General features: G+C 41.9%; 20 protein-coding genes and 1 pseudogene. 10 read left to right on the top strand and 11 right to left on the bottom strand.

Translation table 11 applies throughout. From position 1 onward, the window contains the following. Window positions 1-97 precede the first annotated feature (97 nt). Entirely contained in the window at window positions 98-2,017 is a 1,920-nt protein-coding gene (locus tag NSTC745_RS22405) for a serine/threonine protein kinase (protein WP_445632917.1), read from the top strand. Between the two features lie 16 nt (window positions 2,018-2,033). Here the strand turns inward: NSTC745_RS22405 and NSTC745_RS22400 are convergent, their stop codons facing one another. Beyond that, complete coding sequence (locus NSTC745_RS22400) at window positions 2,034-2,369, bottom strand: hypothetical protein (RefSeq protein ID WP_445632916.1); 336 nt, start codon at window positions 2,367-2,369, stop codon at window positions 2,034-2,036. Between the two features lie 8 nt (window positions 2,370-2,377). Continuing rightward, complete coding sequence (locus NSTC745_RS22395; protein WP_445632915.1) at window positions 2,378-2,584, bottom strand: hypothetical protein; 207 nt, start codon at window positions 2,582-2,584, stop codon at window positions 2,378-2,380. 6 nt (window positions 2,585-2,590) lie between these two features. On the opposite strand from NSTC745_RS22395, the gene NSTC745_RS22390 reads away from it, so the two are divergent. Next, window positions 2,591-3,136 carry a CatB-related O-acetyltransferase gene (locus NSTC745_RS22390; protein WP_445632914.1) on the top strand — a complete coding sequence of 182 codons (546 nt, stop codon included), beginning with the start codon at window positions 2,591-2,593 and terminating at the stop codon, window positions 3,134-3,136. An 811-nt stretch (window positions 3,137-3,947) separates the two neighbouring features. On the opposite strand, the gene NSTC745_RS22385 is transcribed toward NSTC745_RS22390, so the two are convergent. From NSTC745_RS22385 to NSTC745_RS22375, 3 genes are all read right to left on the bottom strand, one after another. Then, a complete protein-coding gene (locus tag NSTC745_RS22385) occupies window positions 3,948-5,063 on the bottom strand; it encodes a redoxin domain-containing protein (RefSeq protein WP_445632913.1) in 1,116 nt (371 codons plus the stop codon). Window positions 5,064-5,191: 128 nt separating this feature from the next. Then, on the bottom strand, window positions 5,192-6,013 hold the full coding sequence (locus NSTC745_RS22380) for an alpha/beta fold hydrolase (protein ID WP_445632912.1): 822 nt from the start codon (window positions 6,011-6,013) through the stop codon (window positions 5,192-5,194). Between the two features lie 140 nt (window positions 6,014-6,153). Beyond that, window positions 6,154-6,546, bottom strand: coding sequence for a carboxymuconolactone decarboxylase family protein (locus tag NSTC745_RS22375; protein ID WP_445632911.1), 393 nt, complete (start codon window positions 6,544-6,546; stop codon window positions 6,154-6,156). 198 nt (window positions 6,547-6,744) lie between these two features. Between NSTC745_RS22375 and NSTC745_RS22370 the strand changes: the two genes are divergently transcribed. The 4 genes from NSTC745_RS22370 to NSTC745_RS22355 all read left to right on the top strand — a co-directional run bounded on the left by NSTC745_RS22370 (window position 6,745) and on the right by NSTC745_RS22355 (window position 9,974). Beyond that, window positions 6,745-7,737 carry an ABC transporter ATP-binding protein gene (locus NSTC745_RS22370; RefSeq protein WP_445632910.1) on the top strand — a complete coding sequence of 331 codons (993 nt, stop codon included), beginning with the start codon at window positions 6,745-6,747 and terminating at the stop codon, window positions 7,735-7,737. Window positions 7,738-7,824: 87 nt separating this feature from the next. Continuing rightward, the gene (locus tag NSTC745_RS22365; RefSeq protein WP_445632909.1) at window positions 7,825-8,190 is read left to right on the top strand and encodes a hypothetical protein; all 366 of its coding nucleotides are present in this window, start codon (window positions 7,825-7,827) and stop codon (window positions 8,188-8,190) included. A 101-nt stretch (window positions 8,191-8,291) separates the two neighbouring features. Further along, complete coding sequence (locus tag NSTC745_RS22360; protein WP_445632908.1) at window positions 8,292-9,110, top strand: ABC transporter permease; 819 nt, start codon at window positions 8,292-8,294, stop codon at window positions 9,108-9,110. Window positions 9,111-9,173: 63 nt separating this feature from the next. Further along, entirely contained in the window at window positions 9,174-9,974 is an 801-nt protein-coding gene (locus tag NSTC745_RS22355; RefSeq protein ID WP_445632907.1) for an ABC transporter permease, read from the top strand. Window positions 9,975-10,030: 56 nt separating this feature from the next. On the opposite strand, the gene NSTC745_RS22350 is transcribed toward NSTC745_RS22355, so the two are convergent. Both NSTC745_RS22350 and NSTC745_RS22345 read right to left on the bottom strand, forming a co-directional pair. Beyond that, window positions 10,031-10,417 (bottom strand): hypothetical protein, encoded by a 387-nt coding sequence (locus tag NSTC745_RS22350; RefSeq protein ID WP_445632906.1) that lies wholly within the window; start codon window positions 10,415-10,417, stop codon window positions 10,031-10,033. A 298-nt stretch (window positions 10,418-10,715) separates the two neighbouring features. Beyond that, a complete protein-coding gene (locus NSTC745_RS22345) occupies window positions 10,716-11,372 on the bottom strand; it encodes a DUF3386 domain-containing protein (RefSeq protein WP_445632905.1) in 657 nt (218 codons plus the stop codon). A 100-nt stretch (window positions 11,373-11,472) separates the two neighbouring features. On the opposite strand from NSTC745_RS22345, the gene NSTC745_RS22340 reads away from it, so the two are divergent. The 4 genes from NSTC745_RS22340 to NSTC745_RS22325 all read left to right on the top strand — a co-directional run bounded on the left by NSTC745_RS22340 (window position 11,473) and on the right by NSTC745_RS22325 (window position 13,496). Beyond that, on the top strand, window positions 11,473-12,144 hold the full coding sequence (locus NSTC745_RS22340) for a LuxR C-terminal-related transcriptional regulator (RefSeq protein ID WP_445632904.1): 672 nt from the start codon (window positions 11,473-11,475) through the stop codon (window positions 12,142-12,144). Window positions 12,145-12,155: 11 nt separating this feature from the next. Then, entirely contained in the window at window positions 12,156-12,785 is a 630-nt protein-coding gene (locus tag NSTC745_RS22335) for a hypothetical protein (RefSeq protein ID WP_445632903.1), read from the top strand. A 75-nt stretch (window positions 12,786-12,860) separates the two neighbouring features. Continuing rightward, the gene (locus NSTC745_RS22330) at window positions 12,861-13,097 is read left to right on the top strand and encodes a DUF433 domain-containing protein (RefSeq protein ID WP_445632902.1); all 237 of its coding nucleotides are present in this window, start codon (window positions 12,861-12,863) and stop codon (window positions 13,095-13,097) included. Window positions 13,098-13,178: 81 nt separating this feature from the next. After that, window positions 13,179-13,496, top strand: a complete 318-nt coding sequence (locus tag NSTC745_RS22325; RefSeq protein ID WP_445632901.1) for a hypothetical protein — start codon at window positions 13,179-13,181, stop codon at window positions 13,494-13,496. 80 nt (window positions 13,497-13,576) lie between these two features. Here the strand turns inward: NSTC745_RS22325 and NSTC745_RS22320 are convergent. From NSTC745_RS22320 to NSTC745_RS22305, 4 genes and pseudogenes are all read right to left on the bottom strand, one after another. Next, window positions 13,577-14,184: pseudogene (locus NSTC745_RS22320) on the bottom strand (hypothetical protein). Between the two features lie 55 nt (window positions 14,185-14,239). Next, entirely contained in the window at window positions 14,240-15,970 is a 1,731-nt protein-coding gene (locus NSTC745_RS22315; RefSeq protein ID WP_445632900.1) for a R3H domain-containing nucleic acid-binding protein, read from the bottom strand. Window positions 15,971-16,046: 76 nt separating this feature from the next. Beyond that, window positions 16,047-17,207 carry a circadian clock protein LdpA gene (gene ldpA / locus NSTC745_RS22310; RefSeq protein ID WP_445632899.1) on the bottom strand — a complete coding sequence of 387 codons (1,161 nt, stop codon included), beginning with the start codon at window positions 17,205-17,207 and terminating at the stop codon, window positions 16,047-16,049. Window positions 17,208-17,639: 432 nt separating this feature from the next. Next, window positions 17,640-17,822, bottom strand: a complete 183-nt coding sequence (locus NSTC745_RS22305) for a hypothetical protein (RefSeq protein ID WP_445632898.1) — start codon at window positions 17,820-17,822, stop codon at window positions 17,640-17,642. Window positions 17,823-18,250: the final 428 nt, after the last annotated feature.

Below are 18,250 nucleotides of genomic sequence, written 5' to 3'. Positions count from 1 at the left end.
CCTAAGCTGTAGGAATTCAAAAGTCAAAGTGGATTGCTATAGTCCTATCTCTAACTAAACTTAACACCTTAAAATAACTTAGGATGGGTTCCCCCTGATGAAATCCCCACCTTCTTCAAATTCTTGGAATGGTCGCTTCGTAGGTGATAACCAGCGGTATCGTTTAGACCGACGGTTAGGCGGAGGTGGCATGGGAGAAGTCTTCCTGGCAACGGACACCCGTGTAGGTCAGCAAGTAGCGTTGAAGTTGCTCAAAGATACCCTGGTGGCTTCACAAGAAATGAGAAAGCGTTTTGAGCGTGAAGTAGCTGTCTGTGCTGCCCTGCAAAGCGACCACATCGTGAAAATTAGTGATTGTGGAGTCACTCCAGAAGGCTTTCCGTTTTACGTGATGGAATTTTTACGCGGACAAACCCTCAGACAATTATTGCTGCGGGAAAAGCGGTTGTCTGTGGAGCGCAGTGTAAAAATTATGGTGCAAGTTTGCAAAGGTCTACAGCTTGCCCATAAAGGAGTGACTCTGCAACGGGAAGGAGGAAAAACTGCCGAGCATATTCAAGTAATTCATCGCGACCTGAAACCAGATAATATATTTTTGGTACCTACAGATTTGGGAGAGTGGGTAAAGATTTTGGATTTCGGTGTTGCCAAAATCCGTAATGAATCTTCGGAAAACACTAATATTACAAATATCACCAGTACATTCATTGGTACATTTCGTTACGCACCTCCAGAACAAATCCAAAGCGATAAAAATTTGGATGCTAGGGGTGATATTTACAGCTTAGGGATTATCCTTTATGAAATGCTGAGTGCAGCAGATCCATTTGGGATTAGTATTAAGGGCAATCAGGTCAGCGAAGCTTCCTGGGTATTAGCTCATGCTTATGAGCCACCAAAACCGCTGCGCGAGCAACCAGGCTGTGAAAATTTGCCCGAACAATTGGAAGCGGTGGTGATGAAATGCCTCTACAAGAACCCTGTTAACCGATTTGCCAGTGTAGAAGAACTCGATCGCGCCATGCTTGCTGCTGCCAAATTTGCCATCCCTAGTAATATGCCAGGACAGGCTGCTGTCCAGCCGCCACGACCTCTTTACAACCAAGGCTCAGATCGCGAAACTGTATCCAACGACGACACCATTCTTCGCCCTCCAGCTGCCTATAATCAAGGCTCAAATTACGAAACTCTTGCTAGACAATCCGACGAAGACACAATTATTCGTCCTCCAGCTGCCTATAATCAAGGCTCAAATTACGAAACTCTTGCTAGACAATCCGACGAAGACACAATCATTCGCCCTCCAGACGCCTATAATCAAGGTTCAGATCGCGAAACTCTTCCCAGATTTAACCCGATTGAGCAAAGCCAACCTGGGCAAACTATTCCTCCGCTTCCTAGTAGGCAAAATCAAGGTTCAGATCGCGAGACTGTTCCGAGACCATTTAACCCAGTTGAGCAAAACCAACCGCAGAATAACAACCCTCAACAAAGTCCTGTGAATAATCCCAATCCCAGCAAACCGGATGCGACCTTATTTCAACCGCGACCCGCATCCAATCAAGGTGGAGTACAAGTACCACCAGATAAAACCTTATTTCAACCGCGACCTACACCCAATCAAGGCGGAGTACAAGTACCACCAGATAAGACGCTATATCAACCACGGCCTCTTTCTAATCCCAGTACACCATCAACAGATAAAACATTGTATCAACCGCGGCCTGCATCTAATACTGGCAGACCAGAACCGTCAGTAGATAAGACTTTGTATCAACTGCGACCTGTATCTTCTCAAAGCAGGCCACAAGTGCCAACTGATGACACTATTTACCAACCAAGGCTAAATGACCAGTCAGCTACGGGAAATACTCCTAATTTCTTGCGAATTTTGGGAGTCATCTTAGCAATTGGACTGACTTTAGGGGTAGTAACGTTTATTTATACTCAATGGCAATCTTCTAGAAACTCAACCAACGAGCAAAGTCTGTCTAATAGCGATCGCATTTACAGCTAATATTTTAAATTTACGGTCATAAATCGCGAATCGGTACTAAACCAACTTGATTTACTAATTGTTGACCTCGATCGCTCAACAATAAATTAACATAAGCTACTCCTGCCTGTTCGTCCAAAGTGCCATCTCGCTTAATTACGACAAATAGCCGTCTAACTAAGGGGTAAACGTCCTTAGAAAAATCAATTTTATTTACTTGCTTTCCTATACAAGGAGATACAAAATCTTGATTAAGCTCCCTTGCGATGGCAAGAGGCTTAATCGATTGGTTACAAACTTCTGAAGCCGTAGCGTAACTAATTCCGCCAGGAGTTTTGGCAACTCTTTGTATAGCAGTTGTAGTGTCTTGCACATAAGCTCTCAGAGTTTTAGTAAATGGTTATCGGTGAGGGCGTTATCTTGCAGCGATCGACCTGACGATCGAGAATGAAACAAATTGATTAAACCGTCGAAGTGCAGTTGTCCTCCGTGACCATGCTCGAATACACCTCTCCTCCCATTTGGCTCAATGCTCACATTCAAGACCCGCGAATTACCGTTGGAGATTACACCTACTTTGATCGGCATATTAGTTTGGCATTGTTCACCCCTAACGATCGAATTGAGATTGGAAAATTTTTTTCTCTCGCTAAGGATATCGTCATTTTTGGTGGAGGCAATCACATTACGACAAGAGCAACGACATTTCCTTTCAAGTGGTTAGCCACAGAAACTGAGCCAGAAGAACGTTACACTGATGCGGCAAGTAAGGGAGCAACAATGATTGGTCATGATGTTTGGGTTGGATATGGAGCAACGATTATGTCAGGAGTGAAAATAGGGAACGGAGCAGTCGTAGGCGCACGGGCTGTTGTGGCTAAAGATGTTCCTGCCTATGCTGTTGTGGTTGGTAATCCAGCTAAGGTCGTTCGGTATCGGTTTAAGCCTGAAACGATACAACGATTGCTGGAACTAGCTTGGTGGAATTGGGACTTATCGAAGGTTGCGGCTAATTTAGAGTTGCTGTACACCAACCCGGATGAATGGCAACTAGAGATTCAGGTGAAAGGGCCGCGTGGAGAGAAATTGAAACTTATCGGGATGCCAGCAGCAGAACAAGTCGATGAATCGGACAGTTGAGAGATCTTGGTGAGGATGCAAAGGTTACTTGCCGCCGCTTATCTTGGTCGTTATATCATGTTCGGGTAATTAGTTATGATTTCGGTAATCATTAAACCCCACCCCGCCAAAGCGGTGCTTTGTCTCCCCTCGCCGCTTGCGGGGAGGGGATTAAGGGGTGGGGTTCTTCAGGTTTAATAAGTAATTAACCGCACATGATATTAGACATCAGGGAGAGTATGACAGAAGAACCAGACAAACCGAAATGCACAAGCAAGGTGCGGGAGCGTGCAGACCAAATCAAACCGTACCTATGCAAGAACCTGATTGCAGTCCTAGAAGATCCCCATGACATAAGAAACGTTGGGACGGTCATAAGGAACGTAAACGCATTGGGCGTAGAAAAGGCTTACGTGGTAGATCCTAAAGGTGCGTTACTAGGGTGTTGACTCTATTGACTTGGAGATAGTAATTTTTTATACAAAAATGATGTATGCGTGAGAGTAAATGCAAGAGTTTAAAAGCCCCAGCAGCCGATTAGTAAGGTTATTTCAGAGGATGTTTGAAAAGTCTGTAGTGGTGTATCAAATATTTTTTACCCCACCCTAACCCTGCCCTTGTAAAGCGGATGAAACAGGATTTTCTTATTTCTCCCCTTGACAAGGGGTGATTAAGGGGGGTGAAAATGTGATTTTAATCACAAATAATTACTTTTAAAACAACCTCTAAAATTCTTCTCTGCGAAAACGGTATAAAGCACAGTCCAAATACTCGCAAAAACAAACTTTTAAGCCTATTGCCTGTTCCCTACCTAATATAAAAATCTGCTTTTTTACTGATTATCGGCCTCGCTATTATTAAGTACAAGATACTTACTATTTTCTTGGCGGATCTTAGCATCTTCTTCGTTGTAAAAGAACGAGAGCAAAACAAAGCGCCGTCCGCTGATGACAGGGGTAGCCTCATGCAGTAACGAACAAGAAAAAATCACTGCTTCTCCAACATTTGGGGTATAAAGCTGGAGTCCATATTCTGGAAACAGCAAATCACCGCCTTTATAAGCACCAGTATTTAGATTTAATGACATAGCAAACCGTCGGTGAATAGTGCCTTTTGTAGTATTATCGCGATGACGATTAAAAAAGCCTTTATCAGTTGCCTCGTAACAGGATACCAGGTAGCGTTCAAAGCGAGTGATGCTAAATTGAAAAGCCTTTTCAATTTCTGGTTTAACCCGTCGCATAATCAGATTATTGATTTGCTTTAATAATTCAGGTTCGGAAATTAAATAGTCTCGACGTTTTTTAAAGTCATAATCATAAACTCCAACTGTTTTGCCGTCGATTTGTCGCATAAAGCCAGATTCTTGACCCCCATCTGCTTCGTACAAATCAATTAAATGTTGGCAAAAACTTCGATCTAAAACATTCGGTATAAATAAAACAGGTGCTTGTCTGGCTGCGGGAATATTGTGAGCGATCGCAGGTAAGCTTTTGATAAATTCAAACACTTCCTCGCAAGGATTAGCAGTACTTGAAATTGGCACAACTTTGATAATTCGTAAATTTTCGTCTAAAACAAAAATTGTTGGTCTGTATTGTAATTCATTGCTTCCTTGACTCCTTGGCTGACAAACACCGTATTGAAAGCTGACTTTCCCTTCAAAATCCCAAATAAATTTGAAATAAGTTTTATTTTCGATTAACTCTGCCAAAAAAGTGTCATTTGGATCTATGCTGACACCAAAGAAAGGTACTTGGTAGGCAGCCAATTGTTGCTGTCTTTTAGAGAATTCATCAATAATCTGGCGACTATAATTGTTTTTAGAGCTTCCGAAAAAAAACAAAACGCTACGGTATCCACCAACAGAATTAAAATGAAAACTTGGGTTTGAGGTTGAGGGAAGAATGAACCAGGGAATTGGATCGCCAACAGTAAGAGGTTGCATAGGATAAATTAGGTAGTTTTAGATTTTAGATTTTAGATTGACCTCGCGGTTCAACCAAAAGATTTGCGAATTTCGGATTAAATGATTTTCGATATTATTACGAATGACTAATGACTAATGATTAATGACTAAAACCCCAAATTAGTATAAGCAGGCTTTAATTTTCGTAAAAAATTAAGCATTGCTGAAACTACAGCATCTGAAGACTCAATCAAGAAGCCATGACCCCCGCGATCGATTACTACAAGTTCAGCATTAGGAATACCTTGAGCAAGTTGTTGGGAAAATTTGAGCGGAGTGAGAATGTCTTGTTTCCCAACCAAAACTAATGTAGGACAATGAATTTGTTCAAGGCGGTCTGTTGTGTCAAAGTCAAGCATGGCTCGGCTGTGATGATAAAGTGAATGAGTCGTAGGGGGAAAAGGATATTTGATGGCAAACTCAATTAAACCTTCAATCATTCCAGTAATTGAATAGAATGCATCTGTAAATATCCAAGGCAATAGGATTTTTTCATATAGTTTCAAGTCTACATGATTAAGAAGAGTACCCCAAGTTTCTATGATGCTATTGAATAATTGATCGCCTTTTGCCAAAGATGAAAGGAGCATCAAACTTTGTATTTTTTTAGGGTATGCTAAAGCTAGTTCTTGGGCAATTTGACCGCCCATTGAATGACCTGCTAAATGTACCTTGTCAATGCCGATAAAATCCAAAAATGCTGCAACATCACCAGCCATCTGTTTAATACTATATTGGCTTTCCGAAGCAGAACTTCGCCCCATACCTCGGTTATCTATGCGAATAACTTGATATTCTGAAATCAGAGATGGCATAATCAGCGACCAATAAGCATGATCGCAAAGAAAGCCAGCTATTAATAATAAAGGTTCTCCTGTTCCTTTAATATCATAAAACAAATCAATATCGTTAATTTTAACCTTTGGCATAGTGAATATTTATACAAATATTTTGTAATCAAAAAATCACCGAACAACGCAAAAGATAAAAACCAACATTAAGAGGAATAAATGCTTGTTAACCTCTTAATATTTATGGGATTATTTTTTTACTTTTCAAGTAGGAATTTCTATGTTTTGAATCGCTCATCCACGGGAATCTGATAGCCGTTGGCAAGGCGATTAGTCATATTGGCAGTGGCAGCGATCGCCATTAATTCTCCGAACATGTTATCACTCATTCCCTTGGCACGTGCCGCTGCTGTATGTGAGGCAATGCAATACTCGCAGCCATTTGTCGCACTCACAGCAATATAAATCAGTTCGCGCATCAGTGGATCGATTTCACCAGGGGTGGTCATCACTTCTTTCACTGCTTGCCATGTTCGTTGCAACGTGGGAGGATGGTTAGCTATGGCTTTCCAGAAATTATTGATATAGTCATTTTGGCGTGTGGTGCGGATATCGTCGTATACTGCACGCACTTCGTCGCTGGCTTCTTCGTACTCAATTAGCTTAGTCATATTTCGATATAATTTAGTTTCCCAATAAGTGGGAACAGTTAAATTGTCATATAGAGCATCTTACTAAGAATAAAAGACTAGTAATATATCGAATCTTAAATTATTCCTTAAAAATATCTGTTGCTTATACTTCGACTTCGCTCAGTACAAGTTGCCTGCTTCTACGATTAATTGCACAAGTCAAATAGGAATTGCTATATGCCTCAAATTTTTGTCGAAGACTTGAAAAAGAGTTTTTTTGTGTCTGAACGTTCCTCTGGATTTTTCGGTTCAATCAAAGGTCTTGTGCAGCGAAAAACAAAAGTTGTTCATGCTTTAAAAGGAGTTTCATTCTCACTCGAACAGGGAGAACTCGTAGGATACATCGGCCCAAATGGAGCGGGAAAATCGACTACTATTAAAATTTTAAGTGGTATTTTAGTACCATCCAGCGGAACATGTATAATCGCCGGACGAACTCCTTGGAAAGATAGAATCCGCCATGTTGGTCGTATTGGAGTAGTGTTTGGCCAGCGATCGCAACTTTGGTGGGATTTACCAGCGATCGAGTCTTTCGATTTGCTGCGGGATATTTATCGCATTCCTGAATCACAATATCGCAAGACACGCCAAGAAATGATTGATTTGCTTGACCTTGAGAGTTTTGTCCATACCCCCGTGAGACAGTTAAGCCTCGGTCAAAGGATGCGATGTGATTTTGCAGCCGCAATGTTGCACAGACCAGAAATTCTGTTTTTGGATGAACCAACTATCGGACTTGATGCGGTTTCAAAACTTGCGGTAAGAAAATTTATCAAAACGTTGAATAAAACTCATCAAGTAACTACTATCCTGACTACCCATGATATGGATGATATCGAGGCATTGTGCGATCGCGTCATTATTATTGGTGGCGGGGAAATTCTCTGCGATGGAACTTTGACAGCATTGCGTTCTCAAGTTTCCTCGCGTCGCTACTTAAGAATAGATTTAATAAATGATGATTTCTTTTTTGAGGAAGAAGGAGTTAGCATCATCTCTAAAGAAGGTCGTACTGTAACTTTGGCATTCGATCCGACAAAGCTTTCTGCTGCATCTTTGATTAGTCAAGTTACCTCAAAAAATGAAGTCGCCGATCTGTTTGTCGAAAATCCACCGATTGAGGAAATAGTTGCTCAACTGTATGCAAAGTCAGGAGGAATTTTATATTAATTAGTCATTTGTCATTGGTCATTGGTCATTTGTGATGGAGACAGATTAGTATGTTATGACTCAAGCTAATTCTGAGGTAAAAGCAAAATGAATCTCGACGTTTTCATCCAAGAGTTGACTTATACTATCAAAAACGGAACTGAAGAAGACATATTAAAACTAATGTATTTCTCTGACAAGACATTTGAAGGATTTAATAATGCAGGTGCAGGCAATCTATTCAATAAAATGCTCGTACTTCCATTTATTGGCTTTAAGGATAAAGACTTGCAAGTAACAATAAGTGAAGTTGAACTGTCAGAGTCAGAGAGAGAAAGATTTCTAAAGCAGCTTGCTGACAAAGTAGAGTTTGAGTGTATCGTTAATCTAACCTATCAAGACGAATACAAAAATATTTCAACTTCTGCTCCTATTGGTAAAATTGGTGATACATATAAGCTAGTGTTCTTTTAAGGCATCTATAAATAATACCCCTCTGCTGTCACTCTCCGAAAACTTTTGCCATTTCTGAATTCTGAATTATCCTCCTTATCTTTTGTCAATTTACTACTAAGATGAAAGCATATTGGTCACTGTTTGTTGCTAGGTTTGCGCTGCTGTTGCAATATCGTACAGCTGCGTTAGCTGGGGTTGCAACTCAGTTTTTTTGGGGATTTGTAAAAGTAATGGTTCTAGAGGCATTTTTCACTCATACAACCACTGCTCAACCTATGACTCTTCAGGAAGCTGTGGGATATGTATGGCTGGGACAAGCATTTTTGATGGCGGTTGCTCCTTGGTCAGGCGATCGCGAAATCCAATATTCGATCCAATCTGGTGCAGTCGGCTACGATCTTCTACGACCCACAGACCTTTATAATTTTTGGTTTACTCGTGCTTTAGCGCTTCGCACAGCACCGGTTATCCTGCGTGCTATTCCTCTTCTTACTCTGACAATGTTGATTTTTCCACTCATAGGATTTTCAGAGCGATCGCTTTCTTTTCCCCCTTCATTTGCTGCTTTTATTGCCTTTTTTATTTCGTTTATTGCTGCAATTTTACTTTCTTCTGCATTGACAATGCTTCTTACTGTATCAATGATGTGGACGCTTTCTGGCGAAGGAGTTAATAGTATCCTCCCTACTGTAATTATTATCTTTTCTGGCATGATTGTTCCTTTGCCACTTTTTCCTGAGTGGTTCAAGCCTTTATTAAATGCACTTCCTTTCTCAGGACTTATGGATCGACCTTTTCGACTTTTTACCGGTAATCTTCCACCAAACGAGCTATTTCATGTATTGTTGCATCAAAGTTTTTGGATATTTGCAATAGTTATTATTGGGCGTTTCCTTGTGAAACGTGGTGTGAAAAAACTTGTAATTCAAGGAGGATGAGCATAGAATTTTTAATTCGTAATTTGTAATTTGTAATTGGTAATTCGTAATTCGGAATTTGTAATGAATAATTTTTTTCTTTATCTTCGATATATCTCCATATCTTTAAAATCACAGATGCAGTACAAAGTTTCCTTCTTACTTCAAGTTTTAGGGCAGCTTTTGGGGACTGTAGTAGAATTTTTTGGAATCTGGGCGCTTTTTAGTCGTTTTAATAATATTGGTACGTGGACTTTGAGTGAAGTAGCCCTATTTTATGGAATGGTTAATATTTCTTTTGCATGTGCTGATGCTTTAGGACGAGGGTTTGATTCATTTGGCAGAATAATTAAGAACGGTGATTTTGACCGCTTACTTCTTCGTCCACGTTCTACGGTACTTCAACTTTTAGGCACAGAATTGACTTTGAAAAGACTTGGAAGGCTTTTTCAAGGAATTGCTGTTATGTGGTGGTCGCTTTCAACTCTCCACATCTCCTTTAGTATTAAAATTTTGTGGCTTTTAGGCACTTCGCTGATTGGTGCGATCGCACTATTTTTAGGTATCGTTATTGTCCAAGCAACTATTACATTCTGGACTATTGAATCTTTGGAAATTATGAATATCCTTACCTATGGAGGAGTAGAAACTGCTCAATATCCTTTTTCAATTTATACTAAGTGGTTCCAAAGATTTTTCACTTACTTCATACCCCTTGCTTGTGTAAGTTATTTTCCTCTGCTTGCAGTTTTAGAAAAACAAGATATATTTTCAGTACCTTCGTGGTTTTGTTACGTCTCTCCAATGGCAGGCATTTTATTTTTAATAGTTGCGCTTCAAGTCTGGAAACTAGGAGAGCGATACTATTGTTCAACTGGTAGCTAATAGCACTGTATATATATCTCAAAAACTATTGTATATTATCATTTTTCTGCCAATGCCTAAGTTGTAAAACTTTCAAGGCGATATCGTTTGAATGCTCTAGCTGCTTCAGGAATTAGTTCGATATACCAATGTCTATTTGTTTCATCTTCAAACCAACTAACTATTGCTAGTGCTGGATATCCAAACTCTTCGTTCTCTAGTCCAAAAAAGTTGCAAAATTTTGCACCTAAAATACCAATCTGTCCCGCAGAATCCCCATAGTATCCTGCGGCTTCAGATAATTCCCAAGTACGTAATCGGCGATTGTTTTTCATAAAATAACAATGCTGATACAGTTTATCTAATATGGCTTGATGTCCAGGAGTCAATTGATTATAAATAGCGCAAAATGCTTGAAGATACTCATCTTCTGAAGGAATGTAACGTTCAGTCTCGTTAACCATTCTAATCTTCTCCTTATGGCTCGGTTATTGAAAGTTCCAACTCCACATAAGCAATTATGGTATCTCCGTATATAAAAATATAGTTCAGTAAATTCCACTGAGTTGTTTCTTGTAATGAAAATATTTTTCTTCGACGTGGTGTGTGATTAGAATAAATAGTAAGAGTTGACTTTTTATATATTGATTGTATCTGAGGTGATGGGCTTTCAATCTCCATGAATAAAACCATCAAAAATCAAAGCGATCGCTCTTGATTTTACAGGAGCGATCGCTATTAATTTAAAATGTCAAATATCACTTAAGCAGCAACAGGTTCCAACAATTTGATGTCAGAGAAAACAAATTCTTGAACCGATACTTCCCCATTTGTTTCGGTGCGAATCTCGCGGCGATTTAAGATGAAATAATCGCCAACTTTTTCGTACTCATCAGTAAATTCGCTTCTACCGCCTTTTTGTTCCCCGGTTTTGGGGTCGTGGTAGACAGAATCATAAGTGTGAGACAAGTAACCTTCGCCAGTGTCGTGGCTACTGAAGGTGTCAATTGTCACAAAAGTACCGTGAATCAGACGGTGAACGTGACACACTTCATTATTACGGACTTTGTATTTGTCACCTTCAGCCTTACCACCAACTAAAAGTTCAACTGCACCGGTTTCGTCAGTCTTACCATAGCTAAAGGTATTGGCGCTGTGGGTGTCTTCAAAGCTGCGACGGACGCGGTGAATAGCGATTTCCCATGCTTGGCCGTGAATTGCTTGCTTTGCTGACTCGTCCTCTACGTCCAAAACTTCGGCTTTGAGATTGGCGCTGATAATTACTTTGCCTGTAAAGACCTTATCATCATGCTTAAAAGTAATATTTGCGGTATAACCAGGGAAATTTTTGTCCCAAGTATAGCGGTTCTCATAAGCAGCCCGGAAAAGTTCCTGAGCAGAGAGTTGTGTAACTGTCATGTGCTTCTCCTAGTCGCTACTGTAATTAGCGTTTTAGTATTCTTGGTATTAGCATAGAAGTAATTGTTGAGGCTTGGATAGTCCCCAACTGGGTACACTTATGGTTAATTCTCTTCACGCCGTATTTCATGCGATCGCTAACGTCCAAAACGAGCAAGAATTAAGGCTGGCTCTCACGGATAAAATTAGCGACCATTTTGGCGTGCAAAATTGGGGTATCTATCTTCTAGACGAGGAACCAACCGCTGAGATTGATATTCCAGCTATTCCGGCAGTATGCTTAGAGAGCAATCCAGTGGGACGCTACGTAGTTGAGCGTCACGCTCCCGCTCACGAGCAATTATTCTTATCTCCAGGAGACTGGAAGCATTTTTGTTCCCGCCACGACCACGAACACGTCATGACCGGGCCAATTGTTTGCGATGGTCGTCTTATCGGAACCCTCAACCTAGCACGTGACAAGGGAAATCCCCCTTTTAACGGCAACGATTTAGCTGACTTAAGCGCTTTATGCATTCATTTGTCAGCAAAAATGGCAACCCTACGCGCGAAACCCAAAATATCCAATTCGCTTTTAGCAAGTCCTCTCACACCCCGCGAATTAGAAATTGCCGACTTGGTAGCGCAAGGATTAACGAATGCAGAAATTGGGGAAAGACTCTGGATTACTCAAAATTCTGTCAAGCAAGCCTTGAAGAGAATGTTTCGTAAATTGAAGGTTTCAGCGCGTGCAGAATTGGTGGCAAAACTGCAAGACGTACAAGTTTCATAAAGGATAATTTTATGAGTCGCCCGCGCATTTTGCAACCTGGTACAACCTATACATTTAGCAAGTACTTTGAATTGCCTTATGCGCCAGCCGACATTCTTGCAGAATTTGATTGTCGATACGAACGCAAACGATTAGATTTACCAAAATATGAAGGTAATCTCAACTGTTTAGATTTTTTAAATCGCTATTTGCAAAGAAATCTTACTTATGTCAACCCCATAAGTGAAACAGCAAGACGGGAAGTATTAATTGCGCCGACGCTATTAGAAATTTGTGCAGAAACTCACAGTCAATTAAATATTGAATATCCTATAAATGTTAACGAGCAGCTAAAAGGAAGTTTTGATTACTATATAAATAGTGACGTAGGAATGCTAGTAATTGAAGCTAAACAATCCGATTTAGGCCGAGGATTTACGCAACTAGCAGTAGAATTAATAGCACTTGACCAATGGACGCGATCGCAAACACCAATTCTCTATGGTGCTGTAACAACGGGTGAAGATTGGCGTTTTGGAATATTTCACCGTCAAGAAAAACTGATTTCCCAAGATATTAAACTTTATCGAGTTCCTGAAGAATTAGAAGAGTTACTACGGGTTATTGTCGGTATTATAGTTACACCTTTACCAGAAAAATAATTCGTATTTATCTCGAAAAATACGAGTACAAGGGAACACTATAATTGAACCGCAAACGAATCGCAGATAATAAATATGGAAAAACTCGATCGCATAACACTTAATCCTAATGTTTGCTTGGGGCAACCGACAATTCGGGGTATGCGAATCACCGTCAGCGTCATCCTCAAGATGCTAGCAAGTAGTAAGTTCGTCGCACAGGTATTAAAAACTCTTTTAGGGATTAAAATTTTAAGATTAAGATTCTTTGAAAAAAATTCACGCTTACCTAGTAACACCCCAATGGTGGAATCCAGAACATCGGTTCTATAGTGGGATAAATGAACTAGATTAGTTATGAATAGCCAGGATATTATTCAAGCCATAAAATGTTATATCGCGCTAGATGGAAAAATGGTAATAGTTGCAGCCGATGGAACTTATCTAGGGATACTGAGTTCCGATGTATCACATCCTGAATCTATCTGCAATCCCGAAAGCAGTTACGGTAGCATTTACTCATTCACCAGCACCCAAAACCCACATTCTCTATACGGTGGAACGCATGGTATTTACAGTCCCTACAACCCTCATTGTCTTCAACCGCCGCAGTTAATAGCTAATAATCAAAATGTAGGCGTACTTAGTACCAACTCGCACCTAGTAGGACAACAGGAAAGACACGACCTGAACATCATTTTAGGAATTTTATTAGGTGCGCGGTGGGGGTAATCAATTGCTGAAACCGTGCTGAATGCTGGCAGTCATAACTGAGCAATGAGCGCATGGCTAATGAGTCAGATACTTGGATTTTAGAGGGATTGCGATCGCACCATCCAAGCCAAAATACCTAAGATTTGCTCTACTGGGGGAATCAAGTATTCAGTTAAATCAATAGTTACAGTGTTATCCTCCAACTTGAGGAATGTCCACAAATTGCCACTGGTAACGCTACCAAAGATAGTGGCAATGGGTTTTTCATTTTTGCTATTAAACTTTTGAGCAGCTATCATTTCTGCAATACACTGCCCCAAACCACCTTTGAGGTTTTCCTTTTTCGCTTCTACAATCACCACTGCTGGGGCTTCAACAAATAACTGTTCTGGGGGAAGGCTAATCAGAAAATCACAAAATCCTGCTAGTCCAATTTCTGGTTCAACGTTAAATTCTTCTCCCGAAAAAAACTGATTTGTCTGTTAAGAATTTTTCGGACTTCAAATAATATCGGGCTAATAATCAATTCCGATCGCGCTTTTTCAGAACCCATTGCAATTGCTAACTGAATGCTTTCTGCTAAAAATTCAGCCAGCAAAGGGGTAGGTGAAATTGGTTCTATAGGCGGCAAAAACCGTCCGCCTTCCACAAGGGTGAGGTTAAAGTCTTGTTTTACTTTTCTCAGAGAAAACTCTCTATAAAACATCGACTGTCTCCCATTAAAATCCCCTCTCCGATTTGGAGAGGGGTTTAGGGTAAGGTTACGCTGGATAAATCCTTAAGCGGCGATTTGGTTCTTCGCCAAAGCTGTGGGATTTGAGTCGATAGTGTTCTACCAACTCATGTTGCATTTTGCGGACTTGGGGAGAACGCGGCAATAACTCTACTGGCTGTCCTTTGGGAATCACAATTTGCTCTACGGCGAGTCTAGCTTCTTCCAAGGCGTCCATTTCGTCATCGCTACCACTGTGCAAAAACAGTTGCAGTTCTCGGTCGTCGGCTAGTTCCGGGTCGTCGATGTTCAGCAACCGCCGCAAACCACGGGTAATTTGGGGAATGGTGCTGGATTTAATCATGTGGATAGGCACATGACGGGCTTTGGCCATTTGGCGTAATTTGGCATGGTTTTTGACATGCGATCGCAATGCTAAAATTGCATCTGCACTATCTATGTCTTTTGTCAATACCACTGGCAAAGTTAGCACGCTGATTACCTGTTCGAGTTGGTGGCGGCTAACTCCATACGGGTAAACGTGCAGTGGTAAATCTTCACCATTGGGTCCCGGCTGCCTGGTAGCACTCAAATCAATGCTTTCAGAATAATTGAAGGATTCATCAAGCAAGCGATCGAACTCACTGCGCCCAGTTACCCGTTCTACAGGCAACGGTGGCAGTGCTACCATTTGTCCGGATGAACGCCAGCCGTTGGACTGTCGCCCAGAAGAGAAAGATTCTTCTCCTGTTGCCAGGTGTCCGCCGCGGCCGTTGACCACAGCTAATTGCCGTGTAATCGATACTTTACCTTGGTCATCAACGGTTCTCGTTTGTGGGCTAGGCTGACGACCCCGCAATAAATTATCTACCGTGTCAGCAACGCTTTCGTGTATTACCCAGCGCTGCCGTTCCAACATTTCCACAGCAATCTCGAACGTCGGAGGGGCTTTGCGTTCCAAAACAGTCTTTTGAGAACCTCGGCGTCTAGCTTCGTCGTCTCCCAGAGTCACAGCTTGGATACCCCCAACTAAATCAGCCAGGGTGGGGTTTTTGATCAGGTTTTCAATCTGATTCCCGTGGGCTGTACCTACTAACTGTACGCCCCGTTCGGCAATGGTACGAGCCGCTAAAGCTTCCAGTTCCGTGCCAATTTCATCAATGACAATGACTTCTGGCATGTGGTTTTCCACTGCTTCAATCATTACCTGATGCTGTTGGTTTGGATGAGCCACTTGCATCCGTCGAGCGCGACCAATGGCGGGGTGGGCAATATCACCATCCCCAGCGATTTCATTGGATGTGTCAATAATCACAACTCGTTTGAGCAAGTCATCCGCCAAAACACGGGCAATTTCCCGCAAGGCAGTAGTTTTGCCCACTCCTGGACGCCCCAGCATCAGAATCGATTTACCAGTTTCTACCAAATCGCGGATCATACCGATGGTTCCGAACACCGCCCGACCAACGCGACAGGTCAAGCCAATAATCTTGCCCGTGCGGTTGCGGATGGCGCTGATCCGATGCAAAGTTTGCTCAATTCCTGCCCGATTATCTCCGCCAAAGGTTCCAACTCGTTGAATGCAATCATCTATCTGTTCTTGAGTAACGGGTTTTTCGCTCAGATACTCGGCTTGATTAGGAAAGCGAGCTTCTGGGCGACGACCCAAATCCAAGACCACTTCAACTAAACTATCTCGTTTGGGATGACTCTCTAGTACTTGTCGCAGGTCTTGGGGCAAAATATCTAATAACTTTTGGAGATCGTCTGTAATCGTCATGCTTTCTATGCGAGAGATAGCGAGGACATTTGCGTGCAGGAGAACTCGATGAAAGGAACTTGTCCGGGACGAGTAATTAATACTCCTGCTGTGACTTGATCTGGGAAACGAGAGAATGGGCTAGCTCTACAGCTTGCCAAAGCAGTTTCTCATCTTCTTCTAAATGAACCGTCGTTTTAAAATTGGTGTTATTCACCTCCTTATTCTCCAACTGTTCGAGAATCGGTGACAGCAGTACGCGGGCGTAGCTACCGTAGGCAACCCCAGCGATATGTGATGGGGTGGTGGGGTGGTGGGGAGATGGGGTAGCGTTATCTCCCCATCCTCCCATCCCCTCATCTCCCCATCCTTGGAGTAGTCCCATTGCCTTTAACTTGGCAACGGTGTAACTATTTGTGCCGCCTGCTAACTGCACATATCCCGGTAACTTGGCTGCCAAAACTTTTTGCCCTAATTTCACCGCTGCTAAGGTGGTGCCATCGCCGATGTCACCGCTCATTGGGCGACCGTCGGTTTGCCAAATTAAAGCACTTTTGAGTGGGGTAATTAGTTCATACAGCGCTTTTAAGTAATCAATCATCCCCTCGCCATCGGGACAACTGATGGCTACTACCTTTAGTCCATCGACCCACGGTGAAATTGCTTGCCACAATCGCTCAAATTCTGCCAACCGCCCTACTTTTGTATGGATTTCTACGGCATCTACTCCCGTTGACATTACCAATGGCGCGATCGCTCCCGGCGTTGACATATACGATTTTGTATAAATTATACCATAAGGACAAACTGGTATACAACGACCGCAGCCATAGCACTTTTCGGATATTACTCCTGAAAAGTCTTCTTTTATACTGTTAAAAGCAATTGCTTGTGCCGGACAAATCCTTTGGCAGGGTCTAGGGCAGTCTGTAGGACACTGAGTATAATTAAATTCTGCTTTACGAAAATGGGGGTCTTCTCCATCGTTCAGGCTGACCATTAAAAAAGGTGAATTGCCTTTGTACCCAAAGCCTCGTCCCTTGGCATCCCTAGCCAAATTCTTGGCTACTTGTAGCGCCGCTTGCGCTGCTGCAATCACCGCCGGATCGGCAGCGACATCTATGCAGTCAGCGCCCGCCAAAGTGTAGGCTAACGTTAAACTTCTGACTGCCGACAGATGCTGGAAACTGGCTCCGCAGATGAGCTTGAACCAGCGACCAAGTTTTAGAGATTGTAAAGGGGCGAACAGATCGGTCACATTTCTATTATGCGTTTATACGACTAAAAATAGTAGTGTGTAATCAATAAAAAGTCCGGATTTCCTGATTCGGGGCATGGGGCATTGGGAATGGGGCATGGGGTAAAGGTTAAATTTATCCCTTTACTCTTTACCCTTTAACCTTTTCCCTTACCTGACTCATCTCCCTCATCCCCCGATTGGTGAGCGTACCCCTTCGGGGAAGCAAGCTACGCGTAGCGTCTCGTAGAGAAGTCGAATCACATCTCCCCCACTCCCCACCTCCCGACTCCCTATGTTTCATTCAACAACTGTATTCTTTGTCGAAGACTCTGCTGAAGATAGAGCTTTATATCGACCCTTTTTGGAACAGGGCGATCGCCACGGCTACTGGGAAAAAGGAATTTGAAGATTTCATCACCGTAAAGCTCCTGAATTATGACAATCAAGATGTCATTTAATATCATCCCCTAAATGGGATACGTAAGTGTAGTCAATTGCAAACATCCAGCTATAAAACTGCAAACAAGGGGTTTCAACCGCGATCGCACTCCAACCAAACACCATTGCCATCGTCACCACACTGACTATCACAAACCGAATTATTGAATGGAGGAAGCGATTAAACAAGAACATATCTATGGAAAAGTGATTGAGTAACTGATAAATACCTAAATTTTTTCTTGTCCACAGTTGGAATATCCTAAATTCAAACAGATGCAAAATATGGTGAATTAAAACTCACTTTCAAAACCCAAAATTGCTTTCTTAGAGGCTGTTTCGGCGTTGCTGAATTATGGGATGAAACCCAAACTATTGAAATCTTAAACTCCTTATTCTCTCTGCGCCTCTCTTGCCTCTGCGTGTTAGCGTAGCGGGGCGTAGCCCGATAAATCATCCCGCAATTATGCAACGCCGCTGTTTCTAAATGATTATGAAGTAAAAGAACGAAACTTTGACAGTCGTTTTAACAAACGAATCATGACGGTGTAAATGATAGACTCGCTTATTTGTGGTAAGAGATCGCAATCTTTTCTCAAACGACGATATTGATTCCACCATCC

The sequence above is a fragment of the Nostoc sp. DSM 114161 genome (genome assembly GCF_052692665.1).
This window is presented reverse-complemented; position numbering and strand designations above follow the sequence as displayed.

Bases quoted from the DNA above. Each gene is read 5' to 3' on its own strand.
- NSTC745_RS22405 (WP_445632917.1), top strand. From the start codon at position 98: ATGAAATCCCCACCTTCTTCAAATTCTTGGAATGGTCGCTTCGTAGGT.
- NSTC745_RS22395 (WP_445632915.1), bottom strand. From the start codon at position 2,584: ATGCCGATCAAAGTAGGTGTAATCTCCAACGGTAATTCGCGGGTCTTG.
- NSTC745_RS22385 (WP_445632913.1), bottom strand. From the start codon at position 5,063: ATGCAACCTCTTACTGTTGGCGATCCAATTCCCTGGTTCATTCTTCCC.
- NSTC745_RS22380 (WP_445632912.1), bottom strand. From the start codon at position 6,013: ATGCCAAAGGTTAAAATTAACGATATTGATTTGTTTTATGATATTAAA.
- NSTC745_RS22375 (WP_445632911.1), bottom strand. From the start codon at position 6,546: ATGACTAAGCTAATTGAGTACGAAGAAGCCAGCGACGAAGTGCGTGCA.
- NSTC745_RS22370 (WP_445632910.1), top strand. From the start codon at position 6,745: ATGCCTCAAATTTTTGTCGAAGACTTGAAAAAGAGTTTTTTTGTGTCT.
- NSTC745_RS22365 (WP_445632909.1), top strand. From the start codon at position 7,825: ATGAATCTCGACGTTTTCATCCAAGAGTTGACTTATACTATCAAAAAC.
- NSTC745_RS22360 (WP_445632908.1), top strand. From the start codon at position 8,292: ATGAAAGCATATTGGTCACTGTTTGTTGCTAGGTTTGCGCTGCTGTTG.
- NSTC745_RS22355 (WP_445632907.1), top strand. From the start codon at position 9,174: ATGAATAATTTTTTTCTTTATCTTCGATATATCTCCATATCTTTAAAA.
- NSTC745_RS22350 (WP_445632906.1), bottom strand. From the start codon at position 10,417: ATGGTTAACGAGACTGAACGTTACATTCCTTCAGAAGATGAGTATCTT.
- NSTC745_RS22345 (WP_445632905.1), bottom strand. From the start codon at position 11,372: ATGACAGTTACACAACTCTCTGCTCAGGAACTTTTCCGGGCTGCTTAT.
- NSTC745_RS22340 (WP_445632904.1), top strand. From the start codon at position 11,473: ATGGTTAATTCTCTTCACGCCGTATTTCATGCGATCGCTAACGTCCAA.
- NSTC745_RS22335 (WP_445632903.1), top strand. From the start codon at position 12,156: ATGAGTCGCCCGCGCATTTTGCAACCTGGTACAACCTATACATTTAGC.
- NSTC745_RS22330 (WP_445632902.1), top strand. From the start codon at position 12,861: ATGGAAAAACTCGATCGCATAACACTTAATCCTAATGTTTGCTTGGGG.
- NSTC745_RS22325 (WP_445632901.1), top strand. From the start codon at position 13,179: ATGGTAATAGTTGCAGCCGATGGAACTTATCTAGGGATACTGAGTTCC.
- NSTC745_RS22315 (WP_445632900.1), bottom strand. From the start codon at position 15,970: ATGACGATTACAGACGATCTCCAAAAGTTATTAGATATTTTGCCCCAA.
- NSTC745_RS22305 (WP_445632898.1), bottom strand. From the start codon at position 17,822: ATGTTCTTGTTTAATCGCTTCCTCCATTCAATAATTCGGTTTGTGATA.